Below are 15,993 nucleotides of genomic sequence, written 5' to 3'. Positions count from 1 at the left end.
GCCTAAGGACACGGGCTTCATGAGCAAAAGCATTCTCATCGTCGAGGACGATCCCTCGTTGGCCGAATTGGTCCGCTACAACCTCACCAAGGAGGGGTTCAACGCGGTCGTCGTCGGTGACGGGGAAACCGCCGTCGTCGCGGTCGAGGAAGAAGACCCATCCCTGGTCATCCTTGACTGGATGCTGCCCAACCTGTCGGGCATCGAGGTCTGCCGCCAGTTGCGCCGCAAGCCTGAGAACAAGAACCTGCCGATCATCATGCTGACCGCCCGCGGCGAAGAAGCGGACCGCATCCGCGGCCTCGATTCCGGAGCCGACGATTACGTGGTGAAGCCGTTTTCGCCGAGCGAGCTGATCGCCCGTGTGCGGGCGGTCCTGCGCCGCGCCAACCCGGAACGGGCGAGCGAGGTACTGACCTACGCCGACCTGAGCATGGATCTGGAAGAGCACCGGGTCTACCGGGGCGAGGAACTCGTGCGCCTGGGGCCGACGGAATTCCGTTTGCTCCGCGTGTTCCTGGAAAAGCCGGGCCGCGTCTATTCCCGGGAACAGCTTCTCGATCGGGTCTGGGGCCGCGACATCTATGTCGAATCCAGGACCGTCGACGTCCATATCCGCCGCCTGCGCAAGGCGCTGAATTCCGAGGGCCGCCCAGACCTTATCCGCACGGTGCGTTCGGCCGGCTATGCACTTGATTCATCGCCGGATTGAGGCTCTTAAGCGCCGCGCGTAACGTATTGTTGTAGAGACCTGCTTAACCTTCTCGCCCTAACATGACGGCGGGAAGGTTAATGGTTATTTCACGCTTCAAATATGCCCGGCTGCTGCTGGCGGCTCGACGGATCATCCGCAACGACCATCTGGTTTTGATGGTCTTGGCGCTTGTCGTCGGCTGCGCGTCGGGGGCGGCGGTCGTCGCGTTCCGTGAAACCATCGAAATTTTTCAATTTCTGTTCTACGGCAGTGGCCATGAACGCCTGTCACAGCACGTCACCGGGCTGGACTGGTGGCACGTGCTGCTGGCGCCCGCGGTCGGCGGCCTGATCGTCGGTCTGTTCATCTACTTTTTTCTGCCCAACCGGAAGCCCCGGGGGGTCGCCGACGTGATCGAGGCGGAACAACTGCACGGCGGCTGGATGTCGTCCCGGGTCGGCCTGTACTCCGCCATCGCCAGCGCCCTGTCGATCGGCGCCGGAGCGTCGGTCGGGCGCGAAGGCCCGGCCGTGCATCTGGGGGCATCACTCGGTGCCTGGGTGGCGCGGCGTCTGCGATTGACCCGGTCGCTCAACCGCACGCTGCTGGGCTGCGGCGTCGCCGCCGCCGTCGCCGCGTCGTTCAACGCGCCCTTGGCGGGGGCGCTGTTCGCCAACGAGGTGGTAATCGGCCATTACGCCCTGAAGGCCTTCGCGCCGGTCGTCGTCGCCTCGGTCGCGGGCACGGCCATATCGCGGCACTGGTTCGGCAATTTCCCAGCCTTCGCCCTGGTCGACAATCCCCTGGCGTCATTCTGGGAATTTCCCGCCTTCGTCGGCCTGGGCATCGCCAGCGCCGCCTGCGCCATTCTGATGATGCATTCCATCGTCGTCGCCTCCGACCTGGCCAAACGCACGCCCCTGCCGTCCTGGCTGAAGCCCGCGGTGGCGGGCCTGGCGGTCGGCGCCATGGCGTTGATGGTACCGCAGGTTCTGGGCGTCGGTTACGGCGTGACCGAGGACGCCATGCTGCACGTCTATGGTTTCGGCACGCTGCTGATCATCCTGGTCGCCAAGATCATCGCCACGGCGATCAGCCACGGATACGGGTTCTCCGGCGGCGTATTTTCCCCGGCCCTGGTTATCGGCGCCGTCGCCGGCGGTGCTTACGGCATTGTCGCCACCAGCATCTTCCCCGAACTGTCGTCGGGCGTGCCCGCCTATACCGTGGTCGGCATGGGGGCCGTCGCGGCCTCCGTCCTGGGCCCCCCCATCTCGACCACCCTGATCATCTTCGAGATGACGTCCGATTACACCCTGACCCTGGCCGTCATGATCGCCGTCGTCGTCTCCTCGGAAATCTCGCATCATTTCTATGACCGCTCCTACTTCGTGCGCCAATTGCGCGAGCGCGGCATCGACCTGAAAGAAGGCATCGAGGCCGAGGTCATGCAGACCATCACCGTCAACGCGGTGATGCGCCGAAACCTCAGCACTGTTTCCATGAGCACGGACCTGGAAACCCTGCGCCACCTGCTGCAGGATTCGACCGTGGGTGAAGTTTTCGTGGTGGACAACGACGGCGTACTGCATGGCACCATTACGCTGCCCGATCTCAGCGAATTCGCCTTCGACCACGACCTGGACGGTCTGGTCAACGCCGGCGACGTGGCCCGCACCCATCCTCCCATGCTGACCCGACACGACGACATCGAAACGGCGGTCAATCTCATGGATACATCTGGTGAAACCGTGATTCCTGTCACGGAAAACGAGCGCGACCGGACCCTGATCGGTGCCGTCACACATGACGACGTGATGACCGAATTCAATCGCGTGCTGATGGAGCGCCGCCGCGAGGAACTGGGGCACGAATAAAGAGAATTTAGTGTGGTATTGATTTTAATTGCTCGCGCAACTTTCCCAACCAACGTCCAGCAATGCCTGTGATAAAGTAGACAACAACACAGTGCACTTTATGAATTAATTTTGTAAGATCGCACAACTAAAGAGTTGATGCATTGGCTCACAAAAAAAAATCTCCTAAATCAAAAGATGCAAGCGCAGGACCAAGCGCCAACATCATTGACTCTAATAGATTAGAAAGCCTTCAGCCCGACATTGGGGCGAGTTCTCCTGAAAAAATTCATTCAAAGGCTGAAAAATATGTCGATGAACGAGAAAAGAGCATCCGAAGAGGCGCACGAAGGGCACCAAAAAAATTCCGTCTATGACTTTCTTTACTGCGACACACCTCGTATCGGTTCTTTTCTTGCTCAGTTCGATGACGCGGGATTTCTCAAACAAATTATTGAGCGCGAAAGTGTCGCTAAGAGCACATCTCGCGGCTTTAAAGTTGGACTCAGTGGTGGAGCTACAATAGCTGGCACTGGTGGAAATGCGGGCCTCGACATTGAGCGTGGCCCTTCCGCAAGCGGTTCTGAATCTAGCGAACGAGTGTATGATCCACTCTGGACAAATGCTCGAACTCTTCTCGATTACCTTGCTGAGTATAATTTAATTAAAAGAAATATTGAGGAGGCGAGAATCGGACAATTCGTCCTGGCCACCGGTGAGCTAGAAGTTAAAAATCTCTCTATGCTGAGGGCTGCATGGCAAGATGAAACAATCAAAAAATTACTAGATCAAGGACAACACGAAGACATAAGTAGTTTGTCCCGGCAACAACGGAGGGCTGTTGAACGAAAAGGTGCGAAATCATCAGTCGTTCCTACCGACAATGATGTCGCACTTGCTTTTATGAAAATCTTACCCCACGCAGTCCAAGCCCACATCCAAGGGGATACTTTGTCCGCTTGGTGTAACCTTCTTGAAGATGGGTTAGTTGTTTCTGCCGATGAGCTACTCCTAAAGCACGGCATTCGAGTTTCGGGAACTTGGCACGTATTGGGGATATTAGATGCATTTCCTGGATCAATAGAAACCGACCTCAATCCCAGTTTTGAATTAACCGAAGGAGGTGTTCTCGGAGCATTGTTAACAGTGATTGCGCCTGTAGCACGATTGCTCTTGGGTCGCCCCCCAAATTCATATGGGATCACTCCACTTCTGATATTTCGCGAAGTGAGCGGATAGTAATCGTTTCAAGCTTATTTAAGCGCTCCAAGCAATAGCATGCCCGGCGTCGCCGGGCTATAAGACGGGATGTCTGATCCCTCTCAACCTTCCCCGCCACCCGCCGCCCCCGCACCCTATCTTGCCGGCCTGAACGAAACCCAGGCCCAGGCCGTGGCGGCCGTGGACGGCCCGGTGCTGGTCCTGGCCGGGGCCGGCACGGGCAAGACCCGCGTGCTTACCACGCGCCTGGCCCATATCCTGATGCAGCGCAAGGCGCGGCCCTGGGAGGTTCTGGCCGTGACCTTCACCAACAAGGCCGCGCGCGAGATGAAGGAGCGGGTCGGCAAGCTGGTCGGCGCCCCGGTCGAGGGCTGGTGGGTCGGCACCTTTCATGCCATCGGTGCGCGCATCCTGCGCGCCAATGCCGAGTTGGTGGGTCGTCAGCCCAATTTCACCATCCTGGACGCCGACGATCAGGTGCGTCTGGTCAAGCAGCACCTGGACGCCCTGGAAATCGACCAGAAACGCTGGCCGCCCCGCGTTGTCTCGGGCGCGATCCAGCGCTTCAAGGACCGCGCCCTGACGCCGGAAAAACTGCCCGAGGAAGAGGCCCAAAGCCTGTGCGATGGCCGGGGGCTGGAAATATACAAGGCCTATCAGAACCGGCTCGAAGCCCTGAACGCCTGCGACTTCGGCGATCTGCTGCTGCTCTGCGTCGAACTGTTCCAGACGGCACCAGAGGTTCTCGCCAAGTACCAACGCCAGTTCCGCTACATCATGGTCGACGAATACCAAGACACCAACGTGGCGCAATACCTGTGGCTGCGCCTTTTGGCCCAGGCGCACAAGAACATCTGCTGCGTCGGCGACGATGACCAATCCATCTATTCCTGGCGCGGGGCCGAGGTCGGCAACATCCTGCGGTTCGAAAAGGATTTTCCCGGCGCCACGGTGGTCCGGCTGGAGCGCAATTACCGTTCGACCTCGCACATCCTGGCCGCCGCCTCGGGCCTGATCGCGCACAACGACGGCAGGCTCGGCAAGACGCTGTGGACGGAGCAGAACGACGGCGACCCGGTCGTGGTGCGCGGCGTCTGGGACGGCGACGAGGAAGCCCGGGTGATCGGCGACGAAATCGAAAGTCTGCACGGCAGTGGCCACATGCTGAACGAGATCGCCGTGCTGGTGCGTGCCGGGTTTCAGACCCGCGAGTTCGAAGAACGCCTGATCACCCTCGGCGTGCCCTACCGCGTGGTCGGCGGGCAACGGTTCTACGAACGTCAGGAAATCCGCGACGCCATCGCCTACCTGCGCGTGATCGCACAGCCCGCCGATGACCTTGCGTTCGAGCGCATCGTCAATCTGCCCAAGCGCGGCCTGGGCGACGCCACCCTGCAGGCCGTACACTTGCATGCCCGGGCGCGCGGCCTGCCCCTGGTCGCGGCGGCGCGGGAGATTTGCAGCACGGACGAATTGAAGCCCAAGGCGCGCCAGACCCTGACCCAGTTGATCGACGATTTCGACCGCTGGCGGGCGCTGGTCTCCGTGACCGACCATGTCGACGTGGTGAAAACGGTGCTCGACGAAAGCGGCTATATGCAGATGTGGCAGGAATCGAAGGCACCGGAAGCCTCCGGGCGGCGCGAAAACTTGAAGGAACTGGTTGTCGCCCTGGAAGACTTCGACAACCTCGCCGGCTTCCTGGAACACGTCAGCCTGGTCATGGAAAACGAGGAAAACGCGACGGACGACAAGGTTTCCCTGATGACCCTGCACGGCGCCAAGGGCCTGGAGTTCGAGACCGTGTTCCTGCCCGGTTGGGAGGAAGGCCTGTTCCCCCATCAGCGGGCCCTGGACGAGGGCGGCCTGGCGGCGCTGGAGGAAGAACGCCGGCTGGCCTATGTCGGGCTGACCCGGGCACGCAAGCGCGCCGCCATTTCCTTCGCCGCCAACCGGCGCGTCTATGGCCAGTGGCAGACGGCCCTGCCGTCGCGCTTCGTCGACGAACTACCGAACGACAACATCAGCCGCCAGCAGGAACAAGGGCTGTATTCCGGGACCGGCTACGGTGGCCTGGGCAATGGCGGGTATGACGGCGGCACGTCCTTTCCGGGTGCCGTGCGGCGCAGCGGCCCCCGGGCGTCGCGCTTTGCCGGCGGCGGCAACGCGGGCGGCAATGGCGACTGGCGCGCGGCCGACCGTGGCGGCGCCGACGACAGCCTGACCGTGGGCACCCGCGTGTTTCATCAGAAATTCGGCTACGGCCGCATCAAGGCCAAGGACGGCGACAAATTGGAAATCGAGTTCGAGAAGGCCGGCCGCAAGAAGGTCATGGGCAGTTTCGTGGAAAGTGTGTCGTGACCATGTCCGCCCAACGCTTCCTGTGGTCCATTGCGTTCCGCACGACGGCCGCCGAGGTTCCGTTTCTTGAGGCCTGTCTGGAGCCCTTGTGCGAAAGCGTTTCCTCCTTCGGGGACGAGGACGGCGGCCCCTGGCGGGTCGAGGGCATCGCCGTGGACGAACCGGACCGCGCCCGCCTCAAGGCGGCCTTGAACGCCGCCTTTCCCGGGGGTGACGCACCCGTGCCGGTCATCGACCTGATCCCGCCCCGGGACTGGCTTACGGAAAACATCTTCGAATTCCCGCCGCTGCCCGTCGGCCGCTTCTTCATTCACGGCTCCCATTACGATGGACCAGTGCCGGGCGGGAAGATTCCCCTGCTGCTGGATGCCGGCACCGCCTTCGGCTCGGGCGAACATGGGTCGACCGCCGGCTGCCTCAACTGCATCGGTGATCTGGCACGCAAGCACCGCCCGGGCCGCGTGCTCGACATGGGCTGCGGGTCCGGCATCCTGGGCATCGCCGCGGCCAAGCTGTGGAACGTGCCCGTGGTCGCCACGGACATCGACGCCGAGGCCGCGCGGGTCACCGCCCTGAACGCAGACCGCAACGGCGTTGGCCATCTGGTTACCGCCGTCGCTGCCCCCGGCTACAACGCCCCCATCGTGCGCCAGGCGGCCCCCTATGATTTGATTGTGGAAAACATCCTGGCCCGGCCGATCCGCCGCTTGTCCAAGGATCTGGCGCAACACCTTGCCCCCGGCGGGGTCTGTGTGCTGTCGGGTCTGGTGGTGCGCGACGCCCAATTCGTCATTACCGCCCACCGCCGCCAGGGCCTGCGTCTCGTCCGTCACATGACCATCAACGGCTGGCGGACCCTGGTGTTCAGAAAACCGTAGAGTCGTCAGAGTTAAATCGGAACGCGACCGATCATCGGTCACCGCAGAAGGAGCAAGCCTCCGATGTCCAAAGGGCTAATCAAAACCGGAGAACTTCACGACAAGCTGCGCAATGGCACGCTTGCCATGCTGGTCGGATATGGCGCGGGGTGGTTCAAATCCTGGGATTACCTCTCCCAGCATTTGGTTACGGATGCCGGCTCAAATCCCGATGCAATGGCGCGCATCCTGACGCTTACAGATCTAGCTCAGCTCGTCGCCACAATTTCGGGGACGGGTATCATCGCATTGTTCCTGGCTATCTCCGTAAGTTCAGCTGTCGATTGGCTCAAACCCGAATCTGTCATCGCGCGCCGGTGGGCAAATACTTTCACGGCGGCGGTGTTGGCAGGGTGCCTGTTGGCCTACGCCATCGGAATCGCCTACAGCATTTTAATCACGAGCCGGCTGGGACATTAAGACGTAGGGCATGCCGCGCGCCCTTCAGTTATCCCTCTTTAACGACTTGAACACCGCCAGCGCCCGGTCGCGCGCTTTTTTGTGGTCGACGGCCGGTTCAGGATAGTCGCGGCCCAGCGCCACGCCCGCATCGGCCAGGACATCCATCGGCGCGGTCCAGGGTGCGTGCAGGTATTTCTTGGGCAAGGCCGCGATCTCCGGCACCCAGCGGCGCACGTAATCGCCGTCGTCATCGAATTTCTGTCCCTGCAGGATCGGATTGAAGATGCGGAAATAGGGCGCGGCATCGGCGCCGCAGCCCGCGACCCATTGCCAGTTGAACGGGTTGGACGCGGGATCGGCATCGACCAGGGTGTCCCAGAACCAGGCTTCGCCCGCCTGCCAGGGCTGCAGCAGATGCTTGACCAGGAACGAGGCCGCGACCATGCGCACCCGGTTGTGCATGGTGCCCGTGGCCCAAAGCTCGCGCATGCCCGCGTCGACAAGGGGATAGCCGGTCCGCCCCTGCTGCCAGGCAGCAAGCAGGCCGTCGTCGGGCATCCAGGGAAAGGCATCGAACTTAGCGTCCATGGGTCGCTCGGCCAGGTCCGGGAAATGATGCAGGACATGATGGGTGAATTCCCGCCATATCAGCTCCTTCAGGAACGTCTCCCGCCCCTCACCGGCCGGGGCCGTCTTAACGGCGGCGGCCCAGACCTGGCGCGGGCCGATGTCGCCCCAGGCCAGATGCGCGGACAGACCCGAGGTCGCCGCCACGCCCGGAAAATCGCGCTTCGCCGCATAACCCGTGACCGCGCCGTCGAGAAACATTTCCAGGCGGTCCCGGGCCCCTTGCCCCCCCGGCATCCAGTGATCGGAAAACCCCGCCGCCCAATCGGGTGCATTGGGCAGCAGTCCCCAAGCGGCCAGATCGTCGCTTGCCGGCCAGGCCTGCGGTGCCGGCAATGAGCCCGGCGCCGCCACCGGCGGTGGCGGATCGCCGGCGGCGCGGCAGGCCTGCCAGAAACGGGTGTAGACCTTATAGCCGCCGCCGGCCTTGGTGGTGATTTCCCAGGGCTCAGTCAGCAGGGAGCCATTGAAGCTTTCCGCCTGGAGGCCTCGCCCCAACAAGCCCGCCTTGATATCCGTGTCGCGGGCGACGGACCCCTTGTCGTAACAGCGGTTCCACAGCACCGTATCGGCCCCCGTCTCCGCAATCAGGGCGTCGAGCACCGCCCCCGCCGCCCCCCGGCGCAGGATCAGACGTGATCCCAAGGCCGCCAGATCATCGGCCAGACCCGCCAGGGAATGGTGCAGCCACCAGCGTGACGCCCCGCCCGGCGGGCGCAGGCCGGGCGTGTCCTCGTCCAGGATGAAGACCGGCACAACCGGCCGCCCGATCGCCGCCGCCCGGGCCAGGGCCGGATTGTCGGCCAGCCGCAAGTCGCGGCGAAACCAGACGATGACGGGCGGGGGCAGGGACATGGCGGGCAGGCTCCGGATGCGGGTCAGGATGCGCACTATACCCCAAGCGGGTGGCGGCGGCCCGCCCCTATGGTATACCGTTCGCAAAACTCGGGCCGCCTTGCGCGGCCGCATCGCACATACAGGAGACAACCATGACGACCGCCTTGAAGAACATTGCCAACCCCCAGGACTTCTACGCGCCGAAAGGCATGCTGATCGGGGGCCGTTGGGTCCAGGCCGTCTCGGGTGCCGCCATTACGGTCGAAAACCCGGCCAACCGCACCACGGTCGCCGAGGTCCCGCGCGGGGGCGCCGAAGATGTGGACAAGGCCGTCACCGCCGCCGCCAAGGCATTCCCCGATTGGGCCCGCACCAATCCGCGCGAACGCGGCCGGGCGTTGCTGCGCATCGCCGACGCCATGGACGCCCGGGCCGAGGAAATGGCCCGCACCATCGCCCTGGAAACGGGCAACGCCCTGCGCACCCAGGCCCGGCCCGAGGCCAAGGTATCGGCCGACATCTTCCGTTATTACGGTGGCCTGGGTAGCGAGCTGAAAGGCGAGACCATCCCGCTTGGCGAGAACGTCCTGAGCTATACCCGGCGCGAGCCCCTGGGCGTGGTCGGCGCGGTCATTCCGTGGAACGCGCCGGTCCTGCTGGGTGCGCTGAAGATCGCGGCCGGGCTGGTGTCCGGCAACACGGTGGTCCTGAAGGCGGCCGAGGATGCACCGCTCGGCGTGCTGATGATGGCCGACATCTGCCAGGAATTCCTGCCCGAAGGCGTGCTCAACGTGCTGACCGGTTACGGCGCCGAATGCGGCGGGCCGCTCGCCAATCATCCGGCCATCGCCAAGCTGTCATTCACGGGGTCGACCGAGGTCGGCAAGATCATGATGCGCGCGGCGGCGGAGCGGATCGTACCCGTCTCCCTGGAACTGGGCGGCAAGAGCCCGTCCATCGTGTTCCCCGACGCGGACGAGGACTGGGTCGTCGACGGCATCATCGCCGCCATGCGCTTCACCCGTCAAAGCCAGTCCTGCACGGCGGGTTCGCGCCTGTTCCTGCATGCGGACATCTTTGATTCGTTCCTCGACAAGCTGGCGGCCAAGGCGTCGACCCTGAAACTGGGCGACCCGCTGGACGAAGCCACCGACGTCGGCACGATCATCAACGAAAAACAGTTCCGCCGGGTCTGCGGCTATGTCGAGGAAGGCCTGAAGCGTGACGATGCGCGCCTGGTCATGGGCGGCCTGCCGCCGGAAACGGGGCCGCTCAGCGAAGGCTATTTCGCCGTCCCGACCCTGTTCGCCGACGCCTCCAACGACTGGCGCCTGGCGCGCGAAGAAATCTTCGGCCCTGTGCTGGTGGCGATCCGCTGGACCGATACGGAGGAAGCCATCCGCATGGCCAACGACAGCCATTACGGCCTCGCGGCCTATGTCTGGACCCACGATATCGGCGAAGGTCTGCGCACGGCGCACGCCATCGAAAGCGGCTGGGTCCAGGTCAACCAGGGCGGCGGCCAAGTGCCGGGCCATTCCTACGGCGGCTACAAGCAAAGCGGCCTGGGCCGGGAGTTTTCCCTGGAAGGCATGTTGGAAAGTTTCACCCAGCGCAAGAACGTGACCGTGAACCTGGACACACCGCGGGGCCGCTAGGGCTGCGACCGCGCCAGCCACGGGAGTGAAAACCCGGCATGCGGCCTTTGTCGCCGCCGGGGCGGCCCTGTGCGTCGTGTCGGCCTGTCAAAACGCTTTATCTGGACGGCGGAAGGGCCAGATGTGGCGGATGATTAAGGGCGACAGCCTGTCGTCCGTCTGGCCCACCGGGTCTGTTAGGCGGGCTTCTTGGGTGCCCGGCTGACGAACAGGATCAGCGGGATCGCCGCGGCCGAGGCGACGGCGAACATGCCGAAGCCGTTGAGGTAACTGATCAGGGCCGCCTGATGTCCCATTTCGCGGGACAGGCGCGCCAAGCCTTCGACCGTCTCCATCTCCCAGCCGCCCATCACCCAAGGAAGCTTGAGCACCGGATTGAATTCCGTGATGTGTTCGGTCAGGTACTCGTAATTGCGTTGGCTCGAACGCACGATCTCGGTCACGGTCATGGAGATGAAGAAGCTGGAGCCGATGTTACGCAGTAGGTGATAGACCGAGGTTGTTTCATCCAGGTCCTTCGGGTCCACGGTCGAAAAGGTCAGCACCGTCAACGGCACCCAGATGACGCCGCCGGCGAACCCCTGCAGGACACCGTTGAGCGCGAATTCGAAGGGCGTGGTATTCAGGTTCGCGGTCATCAACCACAGCCCGACGGCGACCTGGGCGAAGAAGCCCGCGATGATGGTGCGTCTGGGGAACCGCTGACCGACGATGCCGGCCACGAAAAATCCCGCCATGGCGCCAATTCCGCGTGAACCGACGACGTAGCCGATCAGCGAGTCCGGCAAGTCCATGTGTTGGCGCATCAATCCGGGCAGAACGACCATGGGCGTGAAGTTCAGCATGCCATAGATCGTCACGAGCACGAGACCGATGGCGTAATTTCGATTGAGCAACAGGCGCAGGTCGAGGAACGGCTTGTTATGGGTCAGGCTGTGGGCGACGAACATGTAGAAGGCGACGACGGCGACGAAGATCTCGATAACGATTTCCGGCGACTGAAACCAATCGAGCCGCTGGCCGCGGGACAGCGCCAGTTGAAGGCAGGCGATGGCGAGGGAGATCAGGATGAAGCCGGTCCATTCCAGCTTGATCTGGACCTGCCGACGCATCCGCGGCAGGGCGAAGAACACCGCGATCGCGGCACCGATCGCCACCGGCACCAGGATGTAGAACGCATAACGCCAGGTATAGGTTTCCGCCATCACACCGCCGATCATCGGGCCCACGAAGGCCCCCATGACGACACCGACGCCGTACAGGCCGATGACCATACCGTGCTGGTGTTTGGGAAAGATGTCGAGGACCACCGTCTGGCCCATGGGCGACAGGGGGGCCCCACCGGCCCCCTGGACGATGCGCCAGAAAATCAGCGCCTCGAGGGAATTAGCCGCGCCGCAGAAATAGGTGGCAATGCCGAACACGGCGAGGCTCACGACCAGCAGGTTGCGCCGCCCGAAGCGACCGGCCAGCCAGCCCGTCAGCGGCGTCGCCACCGCCGTGGCCAGGATGTTGAAGGTCATGGCCCAGGAGATTTCATCGGGCGTCGCCGACATGGTGCCCTGAAGCTGCGGCAGAACCGCCGCCACGATGAGGATCGAGGTCGAGTAGAGGGTGACGCTTAAAACAATCACCCCGAGAATAACCCAGCGCCGCGCCGGAGTGAGTTCCGGCCGGGACTGCTGAGCGCCGACCGCGTTGTCGATGGGCACGGAATTGGTAATCCTGTTGACAGTAAGGACTGCAATAGTAAGAATACTTACTAATTTCGCAAGGGAAATTCCTTCAATGACCAAGATCGATACGCAGGGCGCCCTGTCCGAAGGCCGTTACCTTGCCTTCCTGATCGTGGAGGCCGCGCGCCTGCAGCGCACGGTGTTCGACCGCCGGGTCCGCAAGATGGGGTTTACCCGCACGCAATGGCTGGCGCTGCGCCGGGTCGGCGATCAGCCGGGGGTCAGCCAGTCTGAATTGGCCGAACTGTTGGAGGTCGAAAAGGCCTCGGCCGGGCGCCTGATCGACAAACTGGAAGAATTCGGCTGGCTGGAACGCCGCCCCGACGACACCGACCGACGCATCAAACGCATCTACATGACCGATCTCGGCCGCCGCATCCACCGCGAGGTCAGCCCAATTGCCGAGGCCATGGTCGAAGAGGAATTATCGGGCCTGAGCCGCAAGGAACGCGAGACCCTGACCGACCTTTTGCTGAACGTGAAGCAACGGCTGCAGGAAATGGCCAGCGACAACGACACCATCCAATCGACGGAACTTGAGAAAATAAATGCCGAATGAGCAGACCCCCATCACCCTGAACGGGCATGAAGACCTGAAACAGGCGGCGCAGGCGAAGCGCAAGCGCCTGCTGCTGCTGGGCGTGGTGCCGATGCTCGCCGTCATCGTTGCCGTCGGTTACTGGCTGCACGGTGCACGCTATGTCGCGACCGAAAACGCCTATGTGAAGACCGACATCGCCAAGCTGGCGGCCGAGATTTCCGGCCGCGTCATCGAGGTCCGCGCCAAGGCCCATATGAAGGTCACGCAAGGCGACGTGCTGGTGCGCATCGATCCCGAACCCTTCAAGCTGGCCGCCGCCCGCGCCCAGGCCGAACTGGACGCCGCGCGCCGCGAGGTCGAGACCCTGGCCGCGACCCTGAAGGAAGCCCGGGTCGAGCTGCGCGACGCCATCGACCGCGCGCTCTATTTCCGCAAGCGGCTGGAGCGCGAACGGCAACTGGTGAAGCGCGGCGTCACGTCGCACGCGCGGTTCGACGAAATGGAAAACGACGCCAATGCCGCCGATGACCGCGTCGTCCTGGCGCGTCAGAAGATTCAGCGCATTCAGGCGTCGCTCGGCAGCGACCCGGACCAGCCCGTCGACGGCCACCCCCTGGTGCGGACCAAGCAGGCGGCCCTCGACCAAGCCAACCTCGACCTCGCGCGCACGACCGTCACGGCCCCGGCCAGCGGCGTCGTCGTCACCGTGCCGTTGGTCGCGGGTGAGCAAATCACCGCGTCCGAACCCCTGTTCGCCATCGTCACCGACACCCCGCCCTGGGTCGACGCCAACTTCAAGGAAACGGAACTGACCCATGTCCGCCCGGGACAGAAGGCGACGGTGGTGCTGGATATCTATCCCGACGTGACCTGGCAGGCCGAGGTCGAAAGCATCTCGCCGGCCACCGGGGCGGAATTCGCGATCCTGCCGCCCCAGAACGCATCGGGCAACTGGGTCAAGGTGGTGCACCGCCTGCCGGTGCGGCTACGCCTGATCCCCCATTCAGACGCCCCGCCGCTGCGCGCCGGGATGACCGCCACGGCCAAGATCGACACCGGCCGCGAACGTTCCGTCGCCGACCTGCTGGGCATCTTTCCGGCCTGGGCGCGGTCTTCCGACTAGGGTTCCAGGCTGCCGTCCCATTGCGGGATGACCGCCTCGGCGGCGGCGCTGTCCGTGGCCCGGAACCCGTCGATATAACGGGCCATGCAGTCCAGGAACGTCCGCGCCTCGGCGCTCAACACCTGGCCTTTGTGGTGGATATAGCCATAGGACAGCCAATGGGGCGGATCCAGCGGCCGCACCGCCATGCCGGCCGGGTCGATCGCCCTCACCGAGAGCCGGTCGAGAAGCGCGATGCCCGCCCCGTCCCGCGCCATCTGACAGGCCATCAGCGACGACGTGGTTTCCACCGCATAGGACGGCACGGCGCCGTCGGCGCGAAAGAACTCGTCCGCCTGCTGGCGGCCGAACAGGCCCGGCAACATGCCGATGATCGGCTGGCCCGCCAGGTCACCCGCGGTCAGCGCCGGTTTGCCGGCAAGCGGATGGCTGTCCGCCATCACGGCCTCCATACGGGCCCGGCAGATCGGCCTGTTCTCGATGGGCAGCAGGGCATGGGTGACCGGCAGCGACGCGATGCCCAGATCGTAGCGCGCGATGCCGGAGCGGTTTTCCAGCTCGAACCGCGACAGCACGTCGACCACGCATTTCAGGTTCCGCATCTCGCGCCGCATCATGGCCAGGGCCGGCGCGACCAGGGCCGTGCCGACCCGCGGCCCGGTGACCAGGCGGAACGGCCGGTTGGTTCCGGCGCGCACGTTGGCGGCGATATGCGGCAGTTCGTCGATACCGTCCAGGATGTGCCGGGTTTCCCGGTGGAAGGCCTCGCCCGCCTCCGACAAAGCCAGGCGCCGCCGCGACCGGTCGAACAGGATCAGCTTGGTCTCGTCCTCCAACAGGGCGATCAGGCGGCTGACAGCCGGCTGGCTCAGGTTCATGACCTCGGCGGCGGCGGCCAGGGAGCCCTGGGACACCACCAGGCGAAAGGCGCGGAGGGATTTGAAGTTCATGGCCGGGCGTCCGATCCGTTGACGTCGTGCAAACGCCCGGAACTATGGGCCGCCCGGCTGACTCATGCAAATACCTGATGAATTATTGTTTAGTTTCGATTTTTCTTTATCGATTCAGGGGCTCAGAGTGGCGGCATAAGGGCCCAAGGCCCATGGAAACACACATCCAAGACCGAGGAGACAACGATGCTTTCCTGCCCCCGCACCCTGCGCTTCCCCCTGCTCGCCGCTGTCGTTCTGGCCCTGGCCCTGCCGGCCCTGAACAGCACCGCCCGGGCCGAGGCCCCGCAACCGGCCGTCAAGGCCGTCAAGACCGCAAAGCCCGAACGGGTTCTGTTCGTCGGCAACAGCTACCTTTATTACAACGACAGCCTGCACAACCACGTGCGGCGCATGGTCGCGGCTTCGGGCCTGTCGGATATGAAGACCCTGAAGTACAAATCCGCCACCATCAGCGGCGCCATGCTGTTCGACCACAACATCGACAGCTACCTGGAGCCCGGCAAGCTGCGGGTGAAGAACCCGTTCCAGGTCGTCGTCCTGCAGGGCTTCAGCGCCGCCGCGACGAAAAAGGATCACCCGCCCAAGTTCGCCGCCACCGTCGCCGATTTCGCCAAAAAAATTCAGGCCGCCGGCGGCGAAACGGCGCTCTACATGACCCATGCCTACGTGAAGCCGCACAAGAAGTACGACCCCGAGATGATCCGGGCGATCGAGAAGCTCTATGTGGAGACGGGCAACACGGTCGGCGCGCTGGTCATCCCCGTCGGCCTTGCCTTCGAGGAAGCCTATAGGCAGCGCCCGGACATGAAGCTGCACCAAAGCTACGACAGCTCCCACCCCAGCCTGGAAGGCACCTACCTCGCCGCCTGCGTGGTGTTCGCCAGCCTCTACGGCCAGTCGCCCGTGGGCAACAGCTACGACTACTTCGGCAAGGTCCCCAAGGACACCGCCCAGTTCCTGCAACAGGTCGCCCAAGACACGGTGAAGACGTTCTACGGGCGGTAAACCGCCCCCGCTTCAAGCCCGCCAGAATCGAAAAGCGCCCCTCACGAGGGGCGCTTTTTTCG

The 15,993-nt window shown here is 63.6% G+C and carries 13 protein-coding genes; 10 read left to right on the top strand and 3 right to left on the bottom strand.

Annotation, left to right across the window (positions count from 1 at the left end):
* Nucleotides 1-19: 19 nt before the first annotated feature.
* The 6 genes from phoB to KFF05_01225 all read left to right on the top strand — a co-directional run bounded on the left by phoB (nt 20) and on the right by KFF05_01225 (nt 7,469).
* Nucleotides 20-712: a phosphate regulon transcriptional regulator PhoB gene (gene phoB, locus KFF05_01250; protein UTW52050.1), complete on the top strand. Its 693-nt coding sequence runs from the start codon at nt 20-22 to the stop codon at nt 710-712.
* 80 nt (nt 713-792) lie between these two features.
* Nucleotides 793-2,571 (top strand): chloride channel protein, encoded by a 1,779-nt coding sequence (locus KFF05_01245; GenBank protein ID UTW52049.1) that lies wholly within the window; start codon nt 793-795, stop codon nt 2,569-2,571.
* Between the two features lie 294 nt (nt 2,572-2,865).
* Nucleotides 2,866-3,789 carry a hypothetical protein gene (locus tag KFF05_01240; GenBank protein UTW52048.1) on the top strand — a complete coding sequence of 308 codons (924 nt, stop codon included), beginning with the start codon at nt 2,866-2,868 and terminating at the stop codon, nt 3,787-3,789.
* 69 nt (nt 3,790-3,858) lie between these two features.
* Entirely contained in the window at nt 3,859-6,132 is a 2,274-nt protein-coding gene (locus KFF05_01235) for a UvrD-helicase domain-containing protein (protein UTW52047.1), read from the top strand.
* A complete protein-coding gene (locus KFF05_01230; GenBank protein UTW52046.1) occupies nt 6,129-7,010 on the top strand; it encodes a 50S ribosomal protein L11 methyltransferase in 882 nt (293 codons plus the stop codon). Before KFF05_01235 ends, KFF05_01230 begins: the two co-directional genes overlap by 4 nt.
* A 63-nt stretch (nt 7,011-7,073) precedes the next feature.
* Nucleotides 7,074-7,469: a hypothetical protein gene (locus KFF05_01225; protein UTW52045.1), complete on the top strand. Its 396-nt coding sequence runs from the start codon at nt 7,074-7,076 to the stop codon at nt 7,467-7,469.
* A gap of 24 nt (nt 7,470-7,493) precedes the next feature.
* On the opposite strand, the gene KFF05_01220 is transcribed toward KFF05_01225, so the two are convergent.
* Complete coding sequence (locus KFF05_01220; protein ID UTW52044.1) at nt 7,494-8,933, bottom strand: deoxyribodipyrimidine photo-lyase; 1,440 nt, start codon at nt 8,931-8,933, stop codon at nt 7,494-7,496.
* 191 nt (nt 8,934-9,124) lie between these two features.
* On the opposite strand from KFF05_01220, the gene KFF05_01215 reads away from it, so the two are divergent.
* On the top strand, nt 9,125-10,573 hold the full coding sequence (locus tag KFF05_01215) for an aldehyde dehydrogenase family protein (protein UTW53525.1): 1,449 nt from the start codon (nt 9,125-9,127) through the stop codon (nt 10,571-10,573).
* Nucleotides 10,574-10,749: 176 nt separating this feature from the next.
* On the opposite strand, the gene KFF05_01210 is transcribed toward KFF05_01215, so the two are convergent.
* Entirely contained in the window at nt 10,750-12,285 is a 1,536-nt protein-coding gene (locus tag KFF05_01210; GenBank protein ID UTW52043.1) for a DHA2 family efflux MFS transporter permease subunit, read from the bottom strand.
* 76 nt (nt 12,286-12,361) lie between these two features.
* Between KFF05_01210 and KFF05_01205 the strand changes: the two genes are divergently transcribed.
* Both KFF05_01205 and KFF05_01200 read left to right on the top strand, forming a co-directional pair.
* Entirely contained in the window at nt 12,362-12,868 is a 507-nt protein-coding gene (locus tag KFF05_01205; protein ID UTW52042.1) for a MarR family transcriptional regulator, read from the top strand.
* Nucleotides 12,858-13,973 (top strand): HlyD family secretion protein, encoded by a 1,116-nt coding sequence (locus KFF05_01200; GenBank protein ID UTW52041.1) that lies wholly within the window; start codon nt 12,858-12,860, stop codon nt 13,971-13,973. Before KFF05_01205 ends, KFF05_01200 begins: the two co-directional genes overlap by 11 nt.
* On the opposite strand, the gene KFF05_01195 is transcribed toward KFF05_01200, so the two are convergent.
* Nucleotides 13,970-14,923, bottom strand: coding sequence for a LysR family transcriptional regulator (locus KFF05_01195; protein ID UTW52040.1), 954 nt, complete (start codon nt 14,921-14,923; stop codon nt 13,970-13,972). The genes KFF05_01200 and KFF05_01195 overlap by 4 nt on opposite strands.
* Nucleotides 14,924-15,109: 186 nt before the next feature.
* Between KFF05_01195 and KFF05_01190 the strand changes: the two genes are divergently transcribed.
* Complete coding sequence (locus KFF05_01190; protein UTW52039.1) at nt 15,110-15,931, top strand: hypothetical protein; 822 nt, start codon at nt 15,110-15,112, stop codon at nt 15,929-15,931.
* The last annotated feature ends 62 nt before the right edge of the window (nt 15,932-15,993 follow it).

It is taken from the genome of bacterium SCSIO 12827, assembly GCA_024397995.1.
Lineage (GTDB): Bacteria > Pseudomonadota > Alphaproteobacteria > Rhodospirillales > Casp-alpha2 > UBA1479.
The sequence above is the reverse complement of the archived record's forward strand: the minus strand, read 5'-3'. Positions and strand labels throughout refer to the sequence as shown.

Coding starts and splice junctions, on each gene's coding strand:
- phoB (UTW52050.1), top strand. CDS start 20: ATGAGCAAAAGCATTCTCATCGTCGAGGACGATCCCTCGTTGGCCGAA.
- KFF05_01215 (UTW53525.1), top strand. CDS start 9,125: ATGCTGATCGGGGGCCGTTGGGTCCAGGCCGTCTCGGGTGCCGCCATT.
- KFF05_01200 (UTW52041.1), top strand. CDS start 12,858: ATGCCGAATGAGCAGACCCCCATCACCCTGAACGGGCATGAAGACCTG.
- KFF05_01205 (UTW52042.1), top strand. CDS start 12,362: ATGACCAAGATCGATACGCAGGGCGCCCTGTCCGAAGGCCGTTACCTT.
- KFF05_01235 (UTW52047.1), top strand. CDS start 3,859: ATGTCTGATCCCTCTCAACCTTCCCCGCCACCCGCCGCCCCCGCACCC.
- KFF05_01240 (UTW52048.1), top strand. CDS start 2,866: ATGAACGAGAAAAGAGCATCCGAAGAGGCGCACGAAGGGCACCAAAAA.
- KFF05_01245 (UTW52049.1), top strand. CDS start 793: ATGGTTATTTCACGCTTCAAATATGCCCGGCTGCTGCTGGCGGCTCGA.
- KFF05_01225 (UTW52045.1), top strand. CDS start 7,074: ATGTCCAAAGGGCTAATCAAAACCGGAGAACTTCACGACAAGCTGCGC.
- KFF05_01220 (UTW52044.1), bottom strand. CDS start 8,933: ATGTCCCTGCCCCCGCCCGTCATCGTCTGGTTTCGCCGCGACTTGCGG.
- KFF05_01195 (UTW52040.1), bottom strand. CDS start 14,923: ATGAACTTCAAATCCCTCCGCGCCTTTCGCCTGGTGGTGTCCCAGGGC.
- KFF05_01190 (UTW52039.1), top strand. CDS start 15,110: ATGCTTTCCTGCCCCCGCACCCTGCGCTTCCCCCTGCTCGCCGCTGTC.